This is a genomic window from Pseudomonas sp. SB113 (genome assembly GCF_040754745.1).
In the GTDB taxonomy this organism is placed as follows: Bacteria; Pseudomonadota; Gammaproteobacteria; order Pseudomonadales; family Pseudomonadaceae; genus Aquipseudomonas; species Aquipseudomonas grimontii.
Map to the genome: position 1 here is coordinate 252,246 of NZ_JBFMHW010000006.1, position 19,690 is coordinate 271,935.

The following is a 19,690-nucleotide window of genomic DNA, read 5'->3' on the forward strand; positions in this document are numbered from 1 at the left end:
CGGGCGTCGCCCTAGAGTGAGGCTTCTGTTCAATCCCTGCGGAGCGCATCCATGTCCGACATTCCCACACCCGCCGACAGCGCGCAGCTCGCGCGTTTCGGATATACCCAGCAACTCAAGCGCCAGCTCAGCCTGGGCGACCTGCTGATCTACGGTATGGTCTTCATGGTGCCGCTGGCGCCGTTCTCGATCTTTGGCGGCGTGTTCGACGCCAGCCATGGCATGGTGCCGCTGACTTACTTGATCGGCTTTGTCGCCATGCTCTTCACCGCGATCAGCTACCAGCAGATGTCCCAGGCGTTTCCGGTGGCGGGCTCGGTGTATGCCTATGTCGGTCGCGGCTTGAACAGCCAGTTGGGCTTCCTCGCGGGGTGGGCGATCCTGCTGGATTATCTGCTGGTGCCGACCTTGCTCTACGTCATCGGTGCGAATGCCATGGCCAACGTTTTTCCGGGGATATCCCAGCCGGTGTGGATCGTGTTTTTCGTGCTGGTCAACACGCTGGTGAACCTGCGCGGCATCCAGACCACCGCCCGCGCCAATCGCCTGTTCCTGTACGGGCAATTGGTGGTGCTGGTGGTGTTTGTGGTGCTGGCGAGTATCGCCATCAGCAATGGCGTCAATGGCGCGAGTTGGACGATGAAGCCGCTGTACAACCCGGCCGAGTTTTCCCTGCCGCTGATCTTCAGCGCGCTGTCGGTGGCGGTGTTGTCGTTCCTGGGCTTTGATGCGATTTCCACCTTGTCCGAAGAAACCCGTGGCGGTAGCCGTGCCGTGGGCCGCGCGACGTTGTGGGCCCTGACCCTGGTGGCGGCGCTGTTCATGGTGCAGACCTGGCTGGCGGCGTTGCTTCAACCCAACCTGGTCCAGTACCCGAGCCCCGAAGCATCCAACAACGCCTTCTATGAGATCGGCCGACTGGTGGCTGGCCCCTGGCTGCAAATCGTGATTGCCCTGGCAGTCGCCATCGGCGCGGCGATCGCCAACTCACTGGTGGCCCAGGCCGCGACGTCACGGCTGCTGTTCGCCATGGCTCGGGACCGTCAGTTGCCGCAGTTTCTCAGCCAGATCGACGCGAAGACCGGCGTACCGCAACGCGCCACGCTGTTGGTGGCAGGCTTGAGCCTGGTGCTGGGGCTGTTGTTTGTCGGGCAGATCGACCTGTTGGCGTCGATGTGCAACTTTGGTGCGCTGACCGCCTTCCTGCTGCTTCATGTGGCTGTGGCCTGGCATTACCGGGGGGCCGGCCGCCGCGTAGTGCACGGGTTGGTACCGCTGATCGGCTTCGTGATCATCAGTTATGTGCTGGTCAATTCGGATATCTACGCCAAGGTCGGCGGCAGTTGCTGGATCGTGCTGGGGATTGCGGTGCTGGTTTTCTTCAAGGCAACCGGGCGGTCGACCGAGCTCAAGGTGGCGGCGTAGGGTTAAACCAACGAGGCGGTGCGTGGATCACCGCCTCGAATGCGTCAGGCTAGAACTTGAACCGGCCCACCAGCCCCTTGAGCTGACCGGAAATATCCGTCAACCGACCTGATCCGGTCTGTGCCGAGTGGGCAAAGCCTTCGACCAGCTGCGCATCGGCATGGATCTGCGCGATGTGGCGGTTGATCTCCTCGGCCACCTGGTGCTGTTCTTCGGCGGCCGTGGCGATCTGGGTGTTCTGGTCGCGGATCGAGTCCACCGAGCCCTGGATCTTGTCGAAGCTGTCGCGGGCCTGCTGGATGCGTTCCACGCTGGTGTGGGACACCAGCAGGCTGCCTTGCATCTGCAGGGTGACTTCCTGGGTGCGACGGGCGAGGTTGCCCAGCAGGCTGTCGATTTCACCGGTTGAATCGGCGGTGCGGCGGGCGAGGGCGCGGACTTCGTCGGCGACCACGGCAAAACCTCGGCCCTGATCACCGGCGCGTGCGGCTTCAATCGCCGCGTTGAGCGCCAGCAGGTTGGTCTGTTCGGCGATCGACCGGATGGTGTCGAGGATGGTGTTGATGTTCTGGCTGTCCTGCTCCAGCAACTGCATGGTCTGGGTCGACTTTTGCAGGTCTTCGCTGAGCTTGAGCACGCTGCCGGTGGCTTCGCCGATATGTTGCTGGCCATTGTGCACGTCGCGGTAGCCTTCGTCGGCACTCGCGGCGGCGGCGCTGCAGGAGCGCGCGACTTCGTTGGCGGTGGCGACCATTTCATTGAACGCGGTGCTCACCAGCTCCACGGCTTCCCGTTGGCGGCCGGCGGCCTGGTTCATGTTATTGGCGACTTCGCTGGTGTCGGCGGCGGCGGTCTGCAGGTCGGAAGAGGCGTTGCCGATGCGCTGCACCAGTTGCGCGATCATGCTCAGGAACTGGTTGAACCAGCCGGCCAGGCTGGCGGTTTCGTCCTTGCCTTGCACCTTGAGTTGGCGCGTCAGGTCGCCTTCGCCTTCGGCGATTTCTTGCAGGCCGTCGGCCACGCCGCGAATCGGGCGTACGATCATGCTGGCAAAGCTGGCGCCGACAATCGCGAACACCACGGCCAGGGCAGCGGCAATCGCGGCGATCAACCACGTGAGGCTGGTGGCGCCGGCCATTACTTCATCGCGTTTGATCAGGCCGATAAAGCGCCAGCCCAAATCCTTGGAACTGACCACATTGGCCATGTAGGCCACGCCGTCGATGTCGATCTGGGTCACGCCGTCGCCGCCCTTGGCCAGTTCGGCGTAGTTGGGGCCCAGGTCGGCCAGAGGCTTGAAGTTGTGCTTGGCGTCGCTGGGGTCCACCAGCACGTTGCCGTTGGCTTCCACCAGCATCAGGTAGCCGCTGTCGCCCAGCTTGATGTTGCGCACCAGCTCGGTGAGCTGCTTGAGCGACACGTCCAGGCCGACCACGCCAAGGATGTTGCCGGTGGCGTCGGCGACGGTGTGCACGGTGCCGATCAGCACCACGTCGTCCGGTGCCCAGTAATAGGCACCGGTGCGCACGGTGGCGCCTGGCGCGGCGATGGCGGCTTTGTACCAGGGGCGTACGCGCGGGTCGTAGTTGTTCAGTTTGGTGTCATCAGGCCAGCTGGCATAACCGCCGTCGGCGAGGCCCAAAGACAAGTAGGCGGTGCTCGGGTGGCTCTTGGCGAACTGGTCGAAAATCGCCAGCAGGTCTTTGTTGGTCTGGGTCAGGGGGACCTGCGCGGCGTCGGCGCCGGCGTAGCTCTTGAGGTCCTTGGCCGCGACAACGCGCGGGTCCTTGGCCACGAAGTCGACGTTCTGGCTGATGCCATCGAAAAACTGCTTCATGCCGTTGTCGATCTGACGGATCTCGCGACCGCTGCTGTCGAGGAAATTGGCCAGGGCCCCCTCGCGCAGATTCAGCACTACCAACACGGCCACCAGGATGACCGGAAGGCACGCGATAGCCGCGAACGCCCAGGTCAGCTTCTGCTTGATATTCATGACTTCACCTGCGGGTATTTATAGTTTTGGCAAGGGGAAACGCTAGTGCTGAATGCCGCATGTGTTGTTATGAAGGGATATGGCCCATGCGTACCCTTGGTTTATCGACCGAAAGGGCACGCACTTTAGGGCGCGGGGCATGATCAGCCGATGTGGTGGTCGGCCAGGGCGTCGCGGCGCATCGATTGCAGGTTCTTTTCGATGGTTTCGCAGATGGCTTCCATCTGGATCTGGTGTTCGCTGGAGCGGAACGGGCTTTGCAGGTCGGTGCCGATGCGTTCGATGGCCAGCAGCATAAAGCCCACCACGGTGGACGCCAGCGGGGTGAACCAGCCCAGGGATTCCACCAGGCCCACGGGCACGATCAGGCAGAACAGAGAGATAAACAGGCGGGGGAAATACACGTAAGGGTAGGGCAGTGGCGTGTTGGCGATACGTTCCATGCCGCCCTGGGCATTGGACAGGTCCACCAGGGTCGACTCCAACCGTGCCAGGCGAATGCTGTCCAGGTGCCCGGCCTTGTATTCACGGGCCAGCAACGCCGCAGAGCCGGTGAGGATGTCATTGGCAAAGTTGTTGGTGGCGCCGTTGCGGGCGAATTCCTCGGTGGGAATAAAGGCGCGTACTTCATCAGGGCACGGTTCGCCCCTGAGGTGGGCGGCCAGGCAATTCACGTAGGCCACGTGGCGGCGTAGCAGGGTGGACTTGACCGGGTTCACGTCGCCGTCGGGATCGTCCAGCAAGGTCAATACTTGCCGGGCAAAACTGCGCGAGTTGTTGACCATCGCGCCCCACAGCGTACGCGCCTCCCACCAGCGGTTATAGGCGCTGCTGTTGCGAAAGCTGATGAGCACGATCAGTGCCGAGCCCAACAGGGTGAGGGGCATCAGCGGCAAGTTGATCTTGGCGGTGAGAAACAGCATGAAGTCCACGGTGACGGCAACGTCCCACAGCAACAGCCAGAATAGCGACCAGCCCACATAGCCCATGGTCTTGATGATCAGGCGGTACTTTTTGATGATGGCGGCTTTCAAACGACAACCTCGCGGCGAGCAGTAGGCAACAGTGCCTTAGCTCGGACGTCGGCTGGCGGGGAAGGTTCGCTGCGGCGCCTGAAACGGTTAAGCCGCCTGAGTTTTCTGGAACAATTTTGGTAGCGACGGTGTCCTCAGAGCTAATCACGCTAGATTGCGCCCAAGGCAAAACGCCATTATCGGTACTGCAATTGAGATCAGTGGATCCAAGTTGTTTGATCAGGGCTCTTTCTCATGTGCAGTGGTTCGTTGAAGTTGGCGATGGAACAGTCGGCGCGGGCGTTTGAGCGCCATGTGGAGTTTGAAGCGAGTATTCGTACCCATTATTCGATTTTGCTGGAGTCCTATTCAAAAAGACCGTTTTTCTACAAGACCGCACTGAAGTTCAGTCGCTTGATGGTGTCCTTTACGTTATTGAGCACGTATTTCTCCAAGCCAGTTCCCTTACTGTCCGAGGTGAAAGAGTTTTGTGTGGCGCGCGGGTTCTGTTCGCGAAACAGCCTGGAGTCGATCTTCCTGCTGTTCAGGGCGCTGGGGTTCATGACGGTGTCGAGGCATCCGGACGACAGCCGCCTGCGGCTGTTCAGCCCATCGTCCCAAGCCTGCGCGGAGATCAGGCCGATGCTCACGTCCATGGTCGAGGCGCTGGGCGTGATGTGCCCCGAACCCGCGGTTTGCGGTTCAATGGTCGGGTTGGATGATCGCGCCTATCTGGCCCGGTATTTCAAAGGGTTTTCGGTGCTTCTCTGCCGTAACCTGAGCATTGACCTGTTGATGCCCGATTGTTATTGGCTGGTAAAACGCGATGCCGGGCATATGTTGATGCTGGCGATCTATAACGATGCGTGTGCGCGGGATAACCAGGGCGCAAGTTTCAGGTCATCGTCCTACCTTTCCATCGCTGAGCAACTTTCGGTGTCCAAGACCCACGTCATTCGTCTGGTGCAAGAGGGGGCCGAGCGGGGCTATTTCAAGATTCATTCCAAGACGCAGCTTGAGGTCCTGCCATCTTTTGTCGTGCTGGTAAGACGGTTCATGGCCTATTCGTTTGCGATCTGCCTGCACAGTCTTCAACTGAGTCATGCCGATGACACACCGGCCACGCATGCACAGGGAGTGACGGGATGCCGGCAAATGTGAAACTCAGGCCACGGATGCAGAGGCTGTTGTCGCCCGCCATCGCCCAGGCCGAACTGATCGGGATTTTCGCCTGGCTGGCGGTGTTGCTGGTGGATCGTGGGGGGATGCTCGGCTGGCCGGTGGTGCTGGTTACGCTGGGGCTGTGCGTGGTGTATGGGGTTCACCGGGTGGTGACGCATTATGTGCTGTGGCGGGCGCTGGGCGGGTTCTACATGGTGCTGCTGTCCGCAGGTTTTGCCTATGTGGTGCACACCCGCCCCGCGTTGCAGGTGTTCGCCTTGCCGCTGGCCGTGACTTTGGTGATGAGCAGCGCAATCCTGTTTATCGTGGTCCAGGATTTTCTGGTTTGCGCCGCCCTGGTCTGGTTACTGACGTGGCCCAACATTCAGCTGAGCCTTTATGACGGCGTCGACACCTATGTGTTTATCTTCTGTGCCGCGTCGGTATCGATCGGCTTTATCTTGAATGTCTACTACCTGAAAAACCTGCGTTCCGTGTTACTGGTCGAGAGTGAGTTTCGGGAATTGGCCGAGACGGATTACTTGACCTCCATCCTGAACCGGCGCGCCTTTATGGAGAGCTTCTCCAAACTGATTGCGGCCGGTGATACCGGCTACTTCATGATGTTGGATATCGACAGTTTCAAGTTGAAGAATGACCAGTTCGGCCATGATGTCGGCGACCGGATTCTCTGCGCCATGGCCGCATGCCTGAAATCCACCCCCGGCAGCCACAGTTTCGGCAGGATTGGCGGCGAGGAATTCGGCGTGCTGCTGGTGGGCGATGACCCTGATGTCGCCAGCGATTTTGCGCTGCGGCTGTTGCATGGGATTCGCTACAGTGTCGCACCGCCCCATCACTACACCTGCAGTGCTGGCATGACGCGTTTTACGGCCGGGGACGATATGTCGGCGGTCCTCAAGCGTGCCGACCGCAATCTCTACGCCGCCAAGGGCAACGGTAAAGACCGTGTGTATCTGGATGGCGCCCCGGTCTGCCATGGAGTGCCTTAGCTCGGACGCCGGCTTGTGAGGAAGGTTCGCCCTGAACCAGAAACGTTTAAGTGGCGTGCGCTTCGGTTGAGGTGGAAGGAGGGCACCATGCTATGCTCTGGAAGCTAATTGAGGGATTTCAGATGACTAAAACAGCCGATATCAGTATTGCCAGCCACGTGCGCCGCCTGGCCAGGGCTCATCATGTTACAGCTGAGTGTGATGGCATAAGCCGAATGGCTGCTGCGATTACTAGCCTGGCTGGCGATGTGGTCGAGTTGGATGGTGTGGAGCAGTTGTTGGTCAATCTCAAGAGGAAGGGTGTTCTGAGCAAATCGGAAACCCTGGCGCTTCAGGGCAGCTACCTCCAAGAGAAGCGGCGCTCCAAGAAGAAGTTAAGCGCATGAATTTTGATCCCTTCGGCGATTTTGAGACCGCTGGGTACCTTCAAAATGCTCTACAGCTTAAAGATCCCATCGAAATAAAAGAGTCAGAGCATCTATCGTTCGAACTGAGCATGGAAGACGCGCTTCGATACTTGGCCCAAAAAAAAAGTATCGATTACTCGTCCGTACTCAAAGTGCACGAGCTCCTGTTCTCTGATTTTTATCACTGGGCGGGTAAGGATCGAACTGAGCTTGTTCCACATCTTGCCGTTTTCAAAGGTTCTCAAGACGATCCACACCATACCCCGTTTGAGCATCCGGCATCGATCAAACTCTCCGTCGACTATGCATTTGAGCTGGCGTCGAACAAGAAGCGCTTCAGGGAGCGCCCTGGTGACGTCATGGGCCAGTTGGCATTCGCGCATCCTTTTCTCGATGGCAATGGGCGCACGATTCTGCTGGTTTTCATGGAACTTTGTTATCGAGCCAAGTTCGCCATTGAATGGTCAAAAACCAACAAGGATGATTACCTCCGGGCACTCAGTGCGGAAATCAAAGAGCCGTTTAAAGGGCATCTGAATGATTACCTGCAACCCTTCGTGGTCGATATTGCACATCGTGACGAATGGCCAGGAATGATAGGTGGTCTAAAAGGTTTGGATGGGCTTGATAAGGAAAGGATTACCTACGAAAGCCTTGATAATCCTGAGGTTCAAAAGATTTACACAACCTACAGAGCGCAATCGCTCGCTGCGCCTTCATCCAAAAAATAGGACCACGATGTCCAGAGTTGGCGTGATTTCCGACACCCACGGCCTGCTGCGCCCTGAGGCTGTCGCAGCCTTGCAGGGATGCGAGCAGATCATCCATGCCGGTGATATCGGCAGCCCTGAAATTCTTCAGCAATTGGCACAGATCGCGCCCCTGCACGTGGTGCGTGGCAACAATGACCAGGACGCGCCGTGGGCAGAGCAGGTGCCCGATCATCTGATGCTGGAGGTGGACGGATGGCGGACGTTGGTGGTGCATGATATCGCCGACGTACCCGCCTTACTCGACACGTCTACTCGGCTGGTGATCACCGGCCATTCGCACAAGCCCTTGATCGAATGGCGGGGCGCAACACTCTACGTAAACCCCGGCAGTGCAGGGCGGCGGCGCTTCAAGTTGCCGGTGATGTTGGCGGTGCTGGAAGTGCGGGAAATGACGATCGAGTCGCGGCTGATTGCGCTGCTGGACTGATCCGGCTTTTATCGTTGCGCCAGGATGCTCTGCAACAACCCCGGAAAGCGTTCCTCAAGCACCTCGCCGCGCAATGAATTCATATGGGTAGTGCCCACGCTGCGGGTGTGTACCAGGCCGGCATCGCGCAGTACCCGGAAGTGGTGGGACATGCTGGACTTGGGGCGCCCGCCGTCCAGTTCGCCGCAGGTGGCTTCGGGCACACCGGCCAGGCAACGCACGATTTCCAGGCGCACCGGGTCACTCAGGGCGTACAACAGACGCTCGAGGGTCAGGTCTTCAGGGGGAGGGTGTTTAAAGGCTCGCATAAAACGAATCATAACAGGGGGCTATCATCGAATACCATAGTTCGATTACCATCGAACTATCGAATCATCCACTCGCTCCCGGAGTTCTCAATGTCCGCTTTGTTCGAACCGTTCACACTCAAAGACGTCACCCTGCGCAATCGCATCGCCATCCCGCCAATGTGCCAATACATGGCCGATGACGGCATCGTCAACGACTGGCACCTCGTGCACCTGGCCAGCATGGCGCGTGGCGGCGCCGGTTTGCTGGTGGTCGAGGCCACCGCCGTCGCGCCTGAGGGGCGTATCACCCCAGGTTGCGCCGGTATCTGGAGCGACGCCCACGCCGCAGCGTTCGTGCCCATGGTCAAGGCCATCAAGGCTGCCGGCTCGGTGCCAGGCATCCAGATCGGCCACGCCGGTCGCAAAGCCAGCGCCAACCGCCCGTGGGAAGGGGACGACCATATGCCTTCCTCCGATGCGCGCAGCTGGGAAACCATCGCGCCGTCGGCCATCGCCTTCGGTGCCAACCTGCCGCAAGTGCCACGTGCCATGACCCTGGACGACATCGCGCGGGTCAAGCAGGACTTCGTCGACGCCGCCCGCCGTGCCCGTGACGCCGGTTTCGAGTGGATCGAACTGCACTTCGCCCATGGCTACCTGGGCCAGAGCTTCTTCTCCGAGCATTCCAACCAGCGTACCGACGCCTACGGTGGCAGCTTCGACAACCGCAGCCGTTTCCTCCTGGAAACCCTGGCCGCCGTGCGCGACGTCTGGCCGGAGAACCTGCCGCTGACCGCGCGTTTTGGCGTGATCGAATACGACGGCCGTGACGAGCAGACCCTTACCGAATCCATCGAACTGGCCCGCAACTTCAAGGCTGGCGGCCTGGACCTGCTGAGCGTCAGCGTCGGCTTCACCATCCCCGACACCAATATCCCATGGGGCCCGGCGTTCATGGGCCCGATCGCCGAGCGCGTGCGCCGCGAAGCGGGCATCCCGGTGACTTCGGCCTGGGGCTTTGGCACGCCGCAACTGGCAGAAGGCGCATTGCAGTCTGGGCACCTGGACTTGGTCTCGGTCGGTCGTGCGCACCTGGCTGACCCGCATTGGGCGTACTTTGCGGCCAAGGAACTGGGCGTGGAGAAATCCTCCTGGACCTTGCCGGCGCCTTACGCCCATTGGCTGGAGCGCTATCGCTGATCGGATCCATTTCTAACGTTGTATAAAAATCCAAATGTGGGAGGGGCGGTGCGACGATTCGACTTGCCCCCTCCCTTATTGGATTTGCGTCAAATTTAAGCTGTTACCTGAAAAATAGTGAATGAGAATAGATGTCAAACGCGAATGGATTGATATACCATTCCCGCGATTTTTTGGCAGGCTTGCCGCCCCTTCTGGCTCATTCACTAGGTTCAACATCCATGCGTCGTACCCTGATTTCCCTCTGTGTGCTTCAGGCGTTTTCGCCTTTTACCTGGGCAGAGGTCGTCCCTGCCGATAAGGCCAGTCTTGAGTTGCAAGCCACCAATGTCACGGGCGAGGCGGACTACGAGACGGCTCAAGGCCCGGTCAAGGGATACCACGCCACACGTTCGGCGAGTGCGACGCGCACCGACACCTCGATTCATGAAACCCCGCAGTCCATCAGCGTCGTGTCCAAGGATGTAGTCGAAGACATCGGCGCCACCCGTTTGCAGGATGCACTGGACTACGCCGGCGGCGTGGGCCGCGCCAACAACTTCGGCGGCCAGGGGCTCACCACCTTCACCGTGCGCGGCTTTACCACCGGCGAGTTCTACCGCAACGGTTTCCCGATCAACCGCGGCTATCCGAACATGCCGGACGCCAACACCATCGAACGCCTCGAAGTGCTGCGCGGCCCGGCGACCATGCTGTATGGCCGTGGCGATCCCGGCGGTACCTTCAATGTGGTCTCCAAGCAACCGCTGGCCGAACCGACAGTGACCCTCGGCAGCCAACTGGATGACCAGGGCATGCAGCGCGCCACCCTCGACGCCTCCGGCCCGCTGGACGAACAAGGTCGCCTGGCCTATCGGCTGAACGTGGTGGGCGAGGGCGGTGACACGTTCCGTGATCACGTCGAAACCGAACGCTATGGCGTGACCCCGGTGATCACCTGGCAGGCCAGCGATGACACCAAGGTGATCTTCGAAGGCGACTTCATGCGCAACAACCATCCGCTGGACCGTGGCCTGACACGCTACACCAATCAAAAAGGCACCGCCTCGCGCGACACCTTCTGGGGTGAAAAGGACGTCGGCAAACTGCACAACGACAACAGCATGGCCCAGCTGCGTTTCGAGCACCTGCTCAACGACAGCTGGACCCTGGGCGGTGGTTTCCAGTGGCTGGACGGCACCTTGCAAGGCAATGCCATCGAAGCCAACAGCCTGGGCGCCGACGGTCGCACCCTGAGCCGTAACTTCAACTACCGCAAACTGGAGTGGACCGATAAAGACACCCAGCTCAATCTCACCGGGCATTTCTCCGCCGGCGGTTTTGATCACACCTTGCTCACCGGCATCGAGTTCGAAGACTACGACTACAAGTCGATTATCCAGCGTTCCAGCGGCGTGGCGGGTAGCTATCCCATCGACATCTTCAACCCGGTTTATGGCCAGGCGCGCCCGAACCTCACACGCACGCCGACTCACGACAAGGAAAACCTCAAGACCTACGCCGCGTTTGTGCAGGACCAGGTTGCCCTCACCGAGCGTTTGAAAGTCCTTGCTGGCGCACGCTTCGAGCGCTTTGAGCACGACTACCACACCTACGTGCCGGGCGGTAAAAGCTGGGAAGCCAGCGACAACGCGGTCACCCCACGCGTCGGCGTGATCTACGACCTCACCGATACCGTCGCGGTCTACGCCGACGCCGCGCGTTCGTTCAAGCCCAACACCGGTGCAAGCCGCCAGGGCGGTGGGTTTGAGCCGGAGAAGGGCAAGTCCTACGAGATGGGCATCAAGTGGGAAGCCCTGGACCGTCAACTCAGCGTCGACGCCGCGATCTACCAGATCGAGAAGAAAAACGTCCTCACCACCGACCCGCTGGACAACACCTTCAGCGTCGCCGCCGGCCAGGTGCGCAGCCGTGGTTTCGACCTCAACGTCGCTGGCAATATCACCCCCGAATGGCGGGTGATCGGTGGCTATGCCTACGTGGACGCCGAAGTGACCAAGGACAACACCCTGCGCACCGGCACGCGCTTGCTGAACATCCCGCGCAACAGCTTCAGCCTGCTCAACGTCTACGAATTCCAGGACGGCGCCCTCAAAGGCCTGGGCCTGGGCGCGGGTGGCAAGTATGTGGATGAGCGGGCCGGCCAGACCTCCAACACCGCCTTCTCGATGGACGCCTACACCGTGGTCGACCTGCTCAGCTACTACAAGGTCAACGACAAGGTGCGGCTGAACCTGGACGTGAAGAACCTGTTCAACCGCGACTATGAAGAAGGTGCATTCGGTAACGTATACGCCTACCCAGGCGAACCGCGCACAGTGCAGGTCGGCATCGCCTACACCCTATAACGGCCTATACAAAACCCAATGTGGGAGGGGGCAAGCCCCCGATAGCGGTAGACCAGTCAATGTTGCTGTGACTGATTCACCGCTATCGGGGGCAAGCCCCCTCCCACATTTGATTGCGTTTACCTTACAACGGCGTGAGCACATTCATCACCGTATCCAACGCCACCCGCGTGTCATCCAGCTGCACCAGCGAAGCATGCCGCGCGCCGAGGGCGTCGCGGTTCTGGATCGCGGTGAGGATCGCCTTGTGCCGGGGCAGGCTCAGGCCCTGGATGTCCGGGCGGCGGTTGGTGATGTTGATCGACTCGCGCAACGGCAACGACAGCATGTTGCACATATAAGCGAGCAAGTCGTTGCGGGTGGCGTCGGCAATGGCGCGGTGGAAGTCCAGGTCAGCCTGCAACAGCTGTTCGTGGGTCTGCGCGGTTTCCATGCCCTGGTAGGCTTTTTCGATGGTGGCGATGTCTTCATCGGTGGCGGTGGTCGCCGCCATGGCGGCGATCTCCGGTTCGAGGATGCGCCGCACACCGGCCAAGGTATTGAAGAATTCACTGTGGGGCGTGGACTGCATCAGCCAGGACAACACGTCCGGGTCGAGCAGGTGCCATTTCAAGCGCGGCCGCACCACTGCGCCCACCCGTGGCTTGGAATACACCAGGCCCTTGGCGCTGAGCACGCGAGTCGCCTCGCGCAACACCGAACGGCTGACCTTGTACTCCTCGCAGAGCGTGGCCTCCATGGGCAGCCGTTCTTCGGGCTTGAAGCGACCGGAAACGATGTGCATGCCCAAGTCCTGAACGATCTGGGCATGCATGCTCTTGCGCGGCTTGGACGGCTGGTGATCCATAACGACAGGGATGCTCTGACTTAAATTCGCGGCATCATAGCATCCCAATTAGTGGGAATGCCGGGGGACTTCAGCCCCACGGCAACCCACCAGGAAGTCAAAGTCGCAACCCTGGTCAGCCTGCAGCACATGGTCGATGTACAGCTGGCGGTAACCGCCGACGATCAGGTTCTGCGGTGGTTTGAGGTCGGCCATGCGCGCCGCCAGCTCTGCGTCGGGGATGTCCAGGTGCAGGCGACCGTTGGCGCAGTCGAGTTCGATCCAGTCACCGTCCTTCACCGTGGCCAACGGCCCACCGGCAGCGGCTTCCGGCGCCACGTGCAAGACCACGGTGCCGTAGGCGGTGCCGCTCATGCGCGCATCGGAGATCCGCACCATGTCGGTCACGCCCTGGGCCAGCAGCTTGGCCGGCAAGCCCATGTTGCCGACTTCGGCCATGCCCGGGTAACCCTTGGGCCCGCAGTTTTTCATGACCAGGATCGAGTTGGCGTCCACGTCCAGCTCCGGGTCATTGATGCGTGCCTTGTACATGTCGAAGTTCTCGAACACCACCGCACGGCCGCGATGCTGCATCAGCTCGGCGCTGGCCGCCGACGGCTTGAGCACCGCACCCAGTGGCGCCAGGTTGCCGCGCAGTACGCAGATGCCACCGTCGGCGCGGATCGGGTTGTCGAGGGTGCGGATCACTTCGTCCTGGCCGTAGATCGGCGAGTCCTTGGTGTTTTCGCCCAGGGTCTTGCCGTTGACGGTCAGGGCGTTCGGGTGCGGGATCAGGTTGGCTTCACCGAGGCGACGCAGCACGGCGGGCAGGCCGCCGGCGTAGTAGAACTCTTCCATCAGGAAGCGCCCCGACGGTTGCAGGTCGACGATGGTCGGCATGCCGCGACCGATGCGGGTCCAGTCGTCCAGGTCGAGCTCGACGCCGATGCGCCCGGCGATGGCTTTCAAGTGGATCACGGCGTTGGTCGAACCACCGATGGCGGCGTTCACGCGGATGGCGTTTTCAAACGCCTCCTTGGTGAGGATCTTCGACAGCTTCAAGTCTTCGCGCACCATCTCTACCGCACGCATGCCGGACATATGGGCCAGCACATAACGCCGCGCATCCACCGCCGGGATCGCCGCGTTGTGGGGCAGGGAAGTGCCCAGTGCTTCGGCCATGCAGGCCATGGTCGACGCGGTGCCCATGGTGTTGCAGGTGCCCGCCGAACGCGACATGCCGCCCTCGGCCGCGAGGAAATCATCCAGGGTAATGGTGCCGGCCTTGACCTGTTCACTGAGCTGCCACACCACGGTGCCCGAGCCGATGTCCTGGCCCTTGTGCTTGCCGTTGAGCATCGGCCCGCCCGTGACCACGATGGCCGGCACGTCGCAACTGGCGGCGCCCATCAGCAGGGCCGGGGTGGTCTTGTCGCAGCCGGTCAGTAGCACCACACCGTCAATCGGGTTGCCGCGAATGGCTTCCTCCACGTCCATGCTCGCCAGGTTGCGGGTGAGCATGGCGGTGGGGCGCAGGTTGGATTCGCCGTTGGAGAACACCGGGAACTCCACCGGGAAGCCGCCGGCCTCGATCACGCCACGTTTGACGTGCTCGGCGATCTGGCGGAAATGCGCGTTGCACGGTGTCAGTTCCGACCAGGTATTGCAGATACCGATGATCGGCTTGCCATGGAACTGATGGTCGGCAATGCCCTGGTTCTTCATCCAGCTGCGGTACATAAAGCCGTTTTTGTCGGCGGTACCAAACCACTGGGCGGAGCGTAGGCCGGGCTTTTTATCAGACATGATCGATTCTCTTATTGTATGACTATATGTTCTATGCGTGCTTAAACATAAGCGCAAAATCGATGCTTTGGAAGAGTTGTTTTGTAAATAGTCCTACTATATAGTCTGGCTTAACTGAGGTATGACCCTGGCGGATTTTCGCGAGAGGCGTCCCCCGAGCTTCTATAAAAACAACAATCGGAGATCGACCCCCATGAGCCAGGAACTGCGGCTTATTCGGCGCATTACGCTGAAACTGATTCCCTTCCTGATCCTGCTGTACCTGATCGCCTACGTGGACCGCTCCGCCGTGGGCTTTGCCAAGCTGCACATGGGCGCCGACGTCGGTATCGGCGATGCGGCCTATGGCCTGGGCGCGGGGTTGTTCTTTATTGGCTACTTCCTCTTCGAGATCCCCAGCAACCTGATGCTCGACCGCTTCGGCGCACGGCGCTGGTTCGCGCGCATCATGATCACCTGGGGCACAATCACCATCGGCATGGCCTTCGTGCAAGGGCCGCACAGCTTCTATGTGATGCGCTTCCTGCTCGGCGCGGCCGAAGCCGGATTCTTTCCCGGCGTCCTGTACTACATCACCCAATGGTTCCCGGTGCGCCATCGCGGCAAGATCCTTGGGCTGTTCATCCTCTCCCAACCGATTGCGATGATGATCACCGGCCCCGTGTCCGGCGGCCTGTTGGGCATGGACGGCATCCTCGGCCTGCATGGCTGGCAGTGGCTGTTCATCGTGATCGGCAGCCCGGCGATCCTGCTGACCTGGCCGGTGCTGCGCTACCTGCCGGATGGCCCCAAGCAGGTCAAATGGATGAGCGACGACGAAAAGGCCTGGCTCACCGGTGAGCTGGAAAAAGACCTGCAAGCCTACGGCCAGACCCGCCACGGCAACCCGCTGCATGCCCTCAAAGACACACGCGTGCTGCTGCTGGCGCTGTTCTACCTGCCGGTGACCCTGAGCATCTACGGCCTGGGCCTGTGGTTGCCGACCCTGATCAAGCAGTTCGGCGGCACCGACCTGGTCACCGGCTTTATCTCCGCCGTGCCGTACATCTTCGGCATCATCGGCCTGCTGATCATCCCGCGCAGTTCCGACCGCCTGAATGATCGCTACGGTCACTTGGCCGTGCTTTATGTACTGGGCGCCATCGGCCTGTTCTTCAGTGCCTGGCTGAGTGTGCCGGTGCTGCAAATGGCCGCGCTGTGCCTGGCGGCGTTTGCGCTGTTTTCCTGCACCGCCGTGTTCTGGACCTTGCCGGGGCGCTTCTTTGCCGGCGCCAGTGCGGCGGCGGGCATTGCCTTGATCAACTCGGTGGGCAACCTCGGCGGCTATATCGGTCCGTTCGTGATCGGTGCGCTCAAGGAATACACCGGCAACCTCGCCTCGGGCTTGTACTTCCTGTCCGGGGTCATGGTATTCGGGCTGGTCTTGACCGGCGTGGTCTACCGCGTGCTGGAGCGCAAGCACGTACTGCCCGCCGATCAATTCGCCGCCAGCGCCCGTGGCGCCACACGTACTTAATCTGGGAGAAGTTTCATGCGTTTAGTTCAGTTCGAGTCAAGCAACGGTGAGCGCCGGGTCGGCGTTGTAGAGGGCGATACAGTGCGCGAAGTGCGCAGCGCGCGCAGCGTGCGCGAACTGGCGCTGGCCGCCATCGAGGCGGGCGTCAAGTTGCAGCAGCAGGTCGAGAGCCTGGGCCTGGGCGACAGCCATGACTACGCCGCACTGCTGGCCGACCTGAAGATTTTGCCGCCGTTGGACCACCCGGACCCGGCCCATATGCTCATCAGCGGCACCGGCCTGACCCACTTGGGCAGCGCCTCGGCGCGGGACAAAATGCACCAGCAGGCCGGCGACGAGAGCGCCTTGACCGACACCATGCGCATCTTCAAATGGGGCGTGGAAGGCGGCAAGCCCGCGGCTGGCCAGGCCGGCGTGCAACCGGAATGGTTCTACAAGGGCGACGGCAGCATCGTCATACGCCCGGGTGAAGCCTTCCCGGTGCCACCGTTTGCCGAAGACGCCGGTGAAGAGCCGGAAATCGGCGGCCTGTATGTGATCGGCCCGGACAGTAAGCCTTATCGCCTGGGTTTTGCGGTGGGCAACGAATTCTCCGACCACGTCATGGAGCGCAAGAACTACCTGTACCTGGCCCATTCCAAGCTGCGCAGTTGCAGCTACGGCCCCGAGCTGCGCGTGGGCGAATTACCTCAGCACCTGGCCGGCACCAGCCGTATCCTGCGTAACGGCGAGGAAATCTGGCGGAACGAATTCCTCAGTGGCGAGGCCAATATGTGCCACAGCTTGGAAAACCTCGAGTACCACCACTTCAAATACCGCCAGTTCCTCAAGCCGGGCGATGTGCACATTCACTTCTTCGGCACCGCCACGCTGTCATTCGCCGATGGTATACGTACCCAACCGGGCGATGTGTTCGAGATCAGCCAGGCCGAGTTCGGCGCGCCGTTGGTCAATGGCGTCGGCAACAGCGATGCGGCATTTGAACCCGGCCAAGTCACCCCCCTTTAAGGAGATCAACATGACCCAGTTCCTCGGCCACAACTATATCGGCGGCCAGCGCAGCGCCAACGGCAGCGTTAAGCTGCACAGCGTCGATGCCAGCACCGGTGAAACCTTGCCGCAGGATTTCTACCAGGCCACGCCGGAAGAGGTGGATGCCGCCGCCAAGGCCGCCGCCGCTGCGTATCCGGCTTACCGTGCGTTGAGTGCCGCGCGCCGTGCGCAGTTCCTGGACGCGATAGCCGACGAGCTGGATGCCCTGAGCGATAACTTCATCGAGTTGGTCTGCCGCGAAACCGCGCTGCCCGCCGCGCGCATCAAGGGCGAGCGTGGGCGTACCAGCGGCCAGATGCGCCTGTTCGCCACGGTGCTGCGTCGCGGCGATTTCTATGGTGCGCGTATCGACAAGGCACTGCCGGATCGCCAGCCACTGCCACGCCCGGACCTGCGCCAATACCGCATCGGCCTGGGCCCGGTCGCCGTGTTTGGCGCGAGCAACTTCCCCCTGGCGTTTTCCACGGCCGGTGGTGATACCGCAGCGGCGCTGGCGGCCGGTTGCCCGGTGGTGTTCAAGGCCCACAGCGGGCATATGGCCACGGCTGAACAGGTGGCCAGTGCAATCATTCGCGCGGCTGAAGCGACCGAGATGCCGGCGGGTGTGTTCAATATGATCTTTGGTGGCGGCGTCGGCGAGGCGCTGGTCAAGCACCCGGCGATCCAGGCGGTCGGCTTTACCGGCTCGCTCAAGGGCGGTCGCGCCTTGTGCGATATGGCCGCGGCGCGCCCGCAGCCGATTCCGGTGTTTGCCGAGATGTCGAGCATCAACCCGGTGATCGTCCTACCCCAGGCCCTGCAGGCGCGGGCGGACGCTGTCGCTCGGGATCTGACCGCGTCGGTGGTGCAAGGCTGCGGCCAGTTCTGCACCAACCCTGGCCTGGTAATCGGTATCGCTTCGCCGCAGTTCACCGCGTTTACCCAACAGGTCGCCCAACTGATCGGTGAGCAACCGGCGCAAACCATGCTCAATGCCGGCACCCTGAGCAGCTACGGCAAAGGTCTGGAAAAACTCCTGGCGCACCCTGGCATTCAGCATTTGGCCGGTAGCACCCAGGCGGGCAATCAGGCGCAACCGCAGCTGTTCAAGGCGGATGTACGCTTGCTGATCGATGGCGATGAAGTGCTGCAGGAAGAAGTCTTCGGCCCTACCACGGTGTTTGTCGAAGTTGCTGATCAAGCCCAACTCAGCGCCGCCTTGCACGGCCTGCACGGCCAGCTCACGGCGACGATCATTGGCGAACCGGCAGACTTTCAACAGTTCGCCGAACTCACGCCGCTGCTGGAACAGAAAGTCGGGCGCATCCTGCTCAACGGCTACCCGACCGGCGTCGAAGTCTGCGATTCGATGGTGCATGGCGGCCCATACCCGGCGACGTCGGATGCCCGTGGCACCTCGGTCGGCACCTTGGCCATCGACCGTTTCCTGCGTCCGGTGTGCTTCCAGAACTACCCTGACAGCCTGCTGCCCGACGCGTTGAAAAACGCCAACCCGTTGCGCATCCAGCGCCTGGTGGATGGCACGCCATCGCGCGATTCGCTGTAAACACTCATCAGGAGGCGTCATGTCGTGTACCGCTGTCACTGAGCACCGTGCGCAACTGGGGGAAGGCCCGTTCTGGGACGTGCCGACCCAGGCGCTGTACTGGGTCAATATCGCCGGCAAACAGGCCCTGCGCCTGATGGGCGGGCAGTTGCAGATCTGGCAGTTGCCCGAGCACGTCTCGGCGTTTATCCCGTGTGAAAGTGGTGATGCGCTGGTGACCTTGAGCAGCGGTGTCTACCGCCTGGACCTGGCCACCGAAGCCCTGACCCTGCTCTGCGTGGCCGACCCGCAACCGGGCAACCGTGGCAATGAAGCGCGCTGCGATGCCCAGGGCCGCCTGTGGCTGGGCACCATGCAGAACAACATCGGCGAACACTGCGAAGACCTGCCGATCACGCGGCGCTCCGGCGGCCTGTTTCGTATCGATGCGGATGCACAGGTCACGCCGTTGCTCCACGGCCTGGGCATTCCCAACACCTTGCTGTGGAGCGAGGACGGCAGGCAGGTGCATTTCGGTGACAGCCTGGACGCTACGCTCTACCAGCATACGATCCAAGCCGACGGCCAACTTGAGCCGGCAACGCTGTGGTTCGGACCGCACGCACGCGGCGGGCCGGATGGCTCAGCCATGGACAGTCAAGGCTACATCTGGAACGCCCGTTGGGACGGCAATTGCCTGCTGCGCCTGACGCCCGAGGGGGAGGTGGACCGCATTATCGAGTTGCCCGTGAGTCGCCCCACCAGTTGCGTATTCGGTGGCCCCAACCTCACCACCTTGTATATCACCAGCGCCGCCAGCCCATTGGATCACCCTCTGGACGGCGCGGTGCTGGCCATCGAAGTCGATGTCCCCGGCATGCCTTGCCATCGCTTTGCCGGTTAATGCCTAAAAA

At 61.2% G+C, this 19,690-nt stretch carries 17 protein-coding genes; 12 read left to right on the plus strand and 5 right to left on the minus strand.

All coding sequences use genetic code 11. The features are described 5' to 3' along the window. Nucleotides 1-51 precede the first annotated feature (51 nt). Nucleotides 52-1,425 carry an APC family permease gene (locus AB1462_RS10800; protein WP_090405920.1) on the plus strand — a complete coding sequence of 458 codons (1,374 nt, stop codon included), beginning with the start codon at nucleotides 52-54 and terminating at the stop codon, nucleotides 1,423-1,425. Between the two features lie 49 nt (nucleotides 1,426-1,474). Here the strand turns inward: AB1462_RS10800 and AB1462_RS10805 are convergent, their stop codons facing one another. Both AB1462_RS10805 and AB1462_RS10810 read right to left on the minus strand, forming a co-directional pair. Then, nucleotides 1,475-3,418, minus strand: a complete 1,944-nt coding sequence (locus AB1462_RS10805; protein WP_090405916.1) for a methyl-accepting chemotaxis protein — start codon at nucleotides 3,416-3,418, stop codon at nucleotides 1,475-1,477. Nucleotides 3,419-3,561: 143 nt separating this feature from the next. Continuing rightward, nucleotides 3,562-4,452: a bestrophin family protein gene (locus tag AB1462_RS10810; RefSeq protein ID WP_090405912.1), complete on the minus strand. Its 891-nt coding sequence runs from the start codon at nucleotides 4,450-4,452 to the stop codon at nucleotides 3,562-3,564. A 261-nt stretch (nucleotides 4,453-4,713) separates the two neighbouring features. Here AB1462_RS10810 and AB1462_RS10815 point away from each other — a divergent pair, with 261 nt between their 5' ends. The 5 genes from AB1462_RS10815 to AB1462_RS10835 all read left to right on the plus strand — a co-directional run bounded on the left by AB1462_RS10815 (nucleotide 4,714) and on the right by AB1462_RS10835 (nucleotide 8,212). Then, nucleotides 4,714-5,592 carry a hypothetical protein gene (locus tag AB1462_RS10815; RefSeq protein WP_367246709.1) on the plus strand — a complete coding sequence of 293 codons (879 nt, stop codon included), beginning with the start codon at nucleotides 4,714-4,716 and terminating at the stop codon, nucleotides 5,590-5,592. Next, on the plus strand, nucleotides 5,577-6,605 hold the full coding sequence (locus AB1462_RS10820; protein WP_090405905.1) for a GGDEF domain-containing protein: 1,029 nt from the start codon (nucleotides 5,577-5,579) through the stop codon (nucleotides 6,603-6,605). The genes AB1462_RS10815 and AB1462_RS10820 overlap by 16 nt, the downstream gene beginning before the upstream one ends. Nucleotides 6,606-6,727: 122 nt before the next feature. Then, nucleotides 6,728-6,991, plus strand: a complete 264-nt coding sequence (locus AB1462_RS10825; RefSeq protein ID WP_090410054.1) for a hypothetical protein — start codon at nucleotides 6,728-6,730, stop codon at nucleotides 6,989-6,991. Continuing rightward, entirely contained in the window at nucleotides 6,988-7,743 is a 756-nt protein-coding gene (locus tag AB1462_RS10830) for a Fic/DOC family protein (RefSeq protein ID WP_367246710.1), read from the plus strand. The genes AB1462_RS10825 and AB1462_RS10830 overlap by 4 nt, the downstream gene beginning before the upstream one ends. 7 nt (nucleotides 7,744-7,750) lie before the next feature. Then, entirely contained in the window at nucleotides 7,751-8,212 is a 462-nt protein-coding gene (locus tag AB1462_RS10835) for a metallophosphoesterase family protein (RefSeq protein ID WP_367246711.1), read from the plus strand. 8 nt (nucleotides 8,213-8,220) lie between these two features. On the opposite strand, the gene AB1462_RS10840 is transcribed toward AB1462_RS10835, so the two are convergent. After that, nucleotides 8,221-8,532, minus strand: a complete 312-nt coding sequence (locus AB1462_RS10840) for a helix-turn-helix transcriptional regulator (RefSeq protein WP_090405896.1) — start codon at nucleotides 8,530-8,532, stop codon at nucleotides 8,221-8,223. A 78-nt stretch (nucleotides 8,533-8,610) separates the two neighbouring features. Here AB1462_RS10840 and AB1462_RS10845 point away from each other — a divergent pair, with 78 nt between their 5' ends. Both AB1462_RS10845 and AB1462_RS10850 read left to right on the plus strand, forming a co-directional pair. Beyond that, on the plus strand, nucleotides 8,611-9,702 hold the full coding sequence (locus AB1462_RS10845) for an NADH:flavin oxidoreductase/NADH oxidase (RefSeq protein ID WP_090405894.1): 1,092 nt from the start codon (nucleotides 8,611-8,613) through the stop codon (nucleotides 9,700-9,702). A gap of 221 nt (nucleotides 9,703-9,923) precedes the next feature. Then, nucleotides 9,924-12,050, plus strand: coding sequence for a TonB-dependent siderophore receptor (locus AB1462_RS10850; RefSeq protein ID WP_367246712.1), 2,127 nt, complete (start codon nucleotides 9,924-9,926; stop codon nucleotides 12,048-12,050). A 124-nt stretch (nucleotides 12,051-12,174) separates the two neighbouring features. Here the strand turns inward: AB1462_RS10850 and AB1462_RS10855 are convergent, their stop codons facing one another. Both AB1462_RS10855 and AB1462_RS10860 read right to left on the minus strand, forming a co-directional pair. After that, nucleotides 12,175-12,897: a FadR/GntR family transcriptional regulator gene (locus AB1462_RS10855; protein WP_027603617.1), complete on the minus strand. Its 723-nt coding sequence runs from the start codon at nucleotides 12,895-12,897 to the stop codon at nucleotides 12,175-12,177. 48 nt (nucleotides 12,898-12,945) lie between these two features. After that, nucleotides 12,946-14,682, minus strand: a complete 1,737-nt coding sequence (locus tag AB1462_RS10860; RefSeq protein WP_367246713.1) for an IlvD/Edd family dehydratase — start codon at nucleotides 14,680-14,682, stop codon at nucleotides 12,946-12,948. Between the two features lie 193 nt (nucleotides 14,683-14,875). Here AB1462_RS10860 and AB1462_RS10865 point away from each other — a divergent pair, with 193 nt between their 5' ends. The 4 genes from AB1462_RS10865 to AB1462_RS10880 are packed head-to-tail and all read left to right on the plus strand — an operon-like array spanning nucleotide 14,876 to nucleotide 19,680. Then, nucleotides 14,876-16,198 carry an MFS transporter gene (locus tag AB1462_RS10865; RefSeq protein ID WP_367246714.1) on the plus strand — a complete coding sequence of 441 codons (1,323 nt, stop codon included), beginning with the start codon at nucleotides 14,876-14,878 and terminating at the stop codon, nucleotides 16,196-16,198. A gap of 15 nt (nucleotides 16,199-16,213) precedes the next feature. Further along, complete coding sequence (araD1, locus tag AB1462_RS10870; protein WP_367246715.1) at nucleotides 16,214-17,206, plus strand: AraD1 family protein; 993 nt, start codon at nucleotides 16,214-16,216, stop codon at nucleotides 17,204-17,206. A 10-nt stretch (nucleotides 17,207-17,216) separates the two neighbouring features. Continuing rightward, nucleotides 17,217-18,797: an aldehyde dehydrogenase (NADP(+)) gene (locus AB1462_RS10875; protein ID WP_315338656.1), complete on the plus strand. Its 1,581-nt coding sequence runs from the start codon at nucleotides 17,217-17,219 to the stop codon at nucleotides 18,795-18,797. Nucleotides 18,798-18,816: 19 nt separating this feature from the next. Further along, nucleotides 18,817-19,680: an SMP-30/gluconolactonase/LRE family protein gene (locus AB1462_RS10880; protein ID WP_367246716.1), complete on the plus strand. Its 864-nt coding sequence runs from the start codon at nucleotides 18,817-18,819 to the stop codon at nucleotides 19,678-19,680. Nucleotides 19,681-19,690 lie beyond the last annotated feature (10 nt).

Excerpts from the sequence above, each read along its gene's own strand:
- AB1462_RS10825 (WP_090410054.1), top strand. The coding sequence starts at position 6,728 with ATGACTAAAACAGCCGATATCAGTATTGCCAGCCACGTGCGCCGCCTG.
- AB1462_RS10855 (WP_027603617.1), bottom strand. The coding sequence starts at position 12,897 with ATGGATCACCAGCCGTCCAAGCCGCGCAAGAGCATGCATGCCCAGATC.
- AB1462_RS10880 (WP_367246716.1), top strand. The coding sequence starts at position 18,817 with ATGTCGTGTACCGCTGTCACTGAGCACCGTGCGCAACTGGGGGAAGGC.
- AB1462_RS10835 (WP_367246711.1), top strand. The coding sequence starts at position 7,751 with ATGTCCAGAGTTGGCGTGATTTCCGACACCCACGGCCTGCTGCGCCCT.
- AB1462_RS10875 (WP_315338656.1), top strand. The coding sequence starts at position 17,217 with ATGACCCAGTTCCTCGGCCACAACTATATCGGCGGCCAGCGCAGCGCC.
- AB1462_RS10840 (WP_090405896.1), bottom strand. The coding sequence starts at position 8,532 with ATGATTCGTTTTATGCGAGCCTTTAAACACCCTCCCCCTGAAGACCTG.
- araD1 (WP_367246715.1), top strand. The coding sequence starts at position 16,214 with ATGCGTTTAGTTCAGTTCGAGTCAAGCAACGGTGAGCGCCGGGTCGGC.
- AB1462_RS10850 (WP_367246712.1), top strand. The coding sequence starts at position 9,924 with ATGCGTCGTACCCTGATTTCCCTCTGTGTGCTTCAGGCGTTTTCGCCT.
- AB1462_RS10845 (WP_090405894.1), top strand. The coding sequence starts at position 8,611 with ATGTCCGCTTTGTTCGAACCGTTCACACTCAAAGACGTCACCCTGCGC.
- AB1462_RS10800 (WP_090405920.1), top strand. The coding sequence starts at position 52 with ATGTCCGACATTCCCACACCCGCCGACAGCGCGCAGCTCGCGCGTTTC.
- AB1462_RS10865 (WP_367246714.1), top strand. The coding sequence starts at position 14,876 with ATGAGCCAGGAACTGCGGCTTATTCGGCGCATTACGCTGAAACTGATT.
- AB1462_RS10820 (WP_090405905.1), top strand. The coding sequence starts at position 5,577 with ATGCCGGCAAATGTGAAACTCAGGCCACGGATGCAGAGGCTGTTGTCG.
- AB1462_RS10805 (WP_090405916.1), bottom strand. The coding sequence starts at position 3,418 with ATGAATATCAAGCAGAAGCTGACCTGGGCGTTCGCGGCTATCGCGTGC.
- AB1462_RS10860 (WP_367246713.1), bottom strand. The coding sequence starts at position 14,682 with ATGTCTGATAAAAAGCCCGGCCTACGCTCCGCCCAGTGGTTTGGTACC.
- AB1462_RS10815 (WP_367246709.1), top strand. The coding sequence starts at position 4,714 with ATGGAACAGTCGGCGCGGGCGTTTGAGCGCCATGTGGAGTTTGAAGCG.
- AB1462_RS10830 (WP_367246710.1), top strand. The coding sequence starts at position 6,988 with ATGAATTTTGATCCCTTCGGCGATTTTGAGACCGCTGGGTACCTTCAA.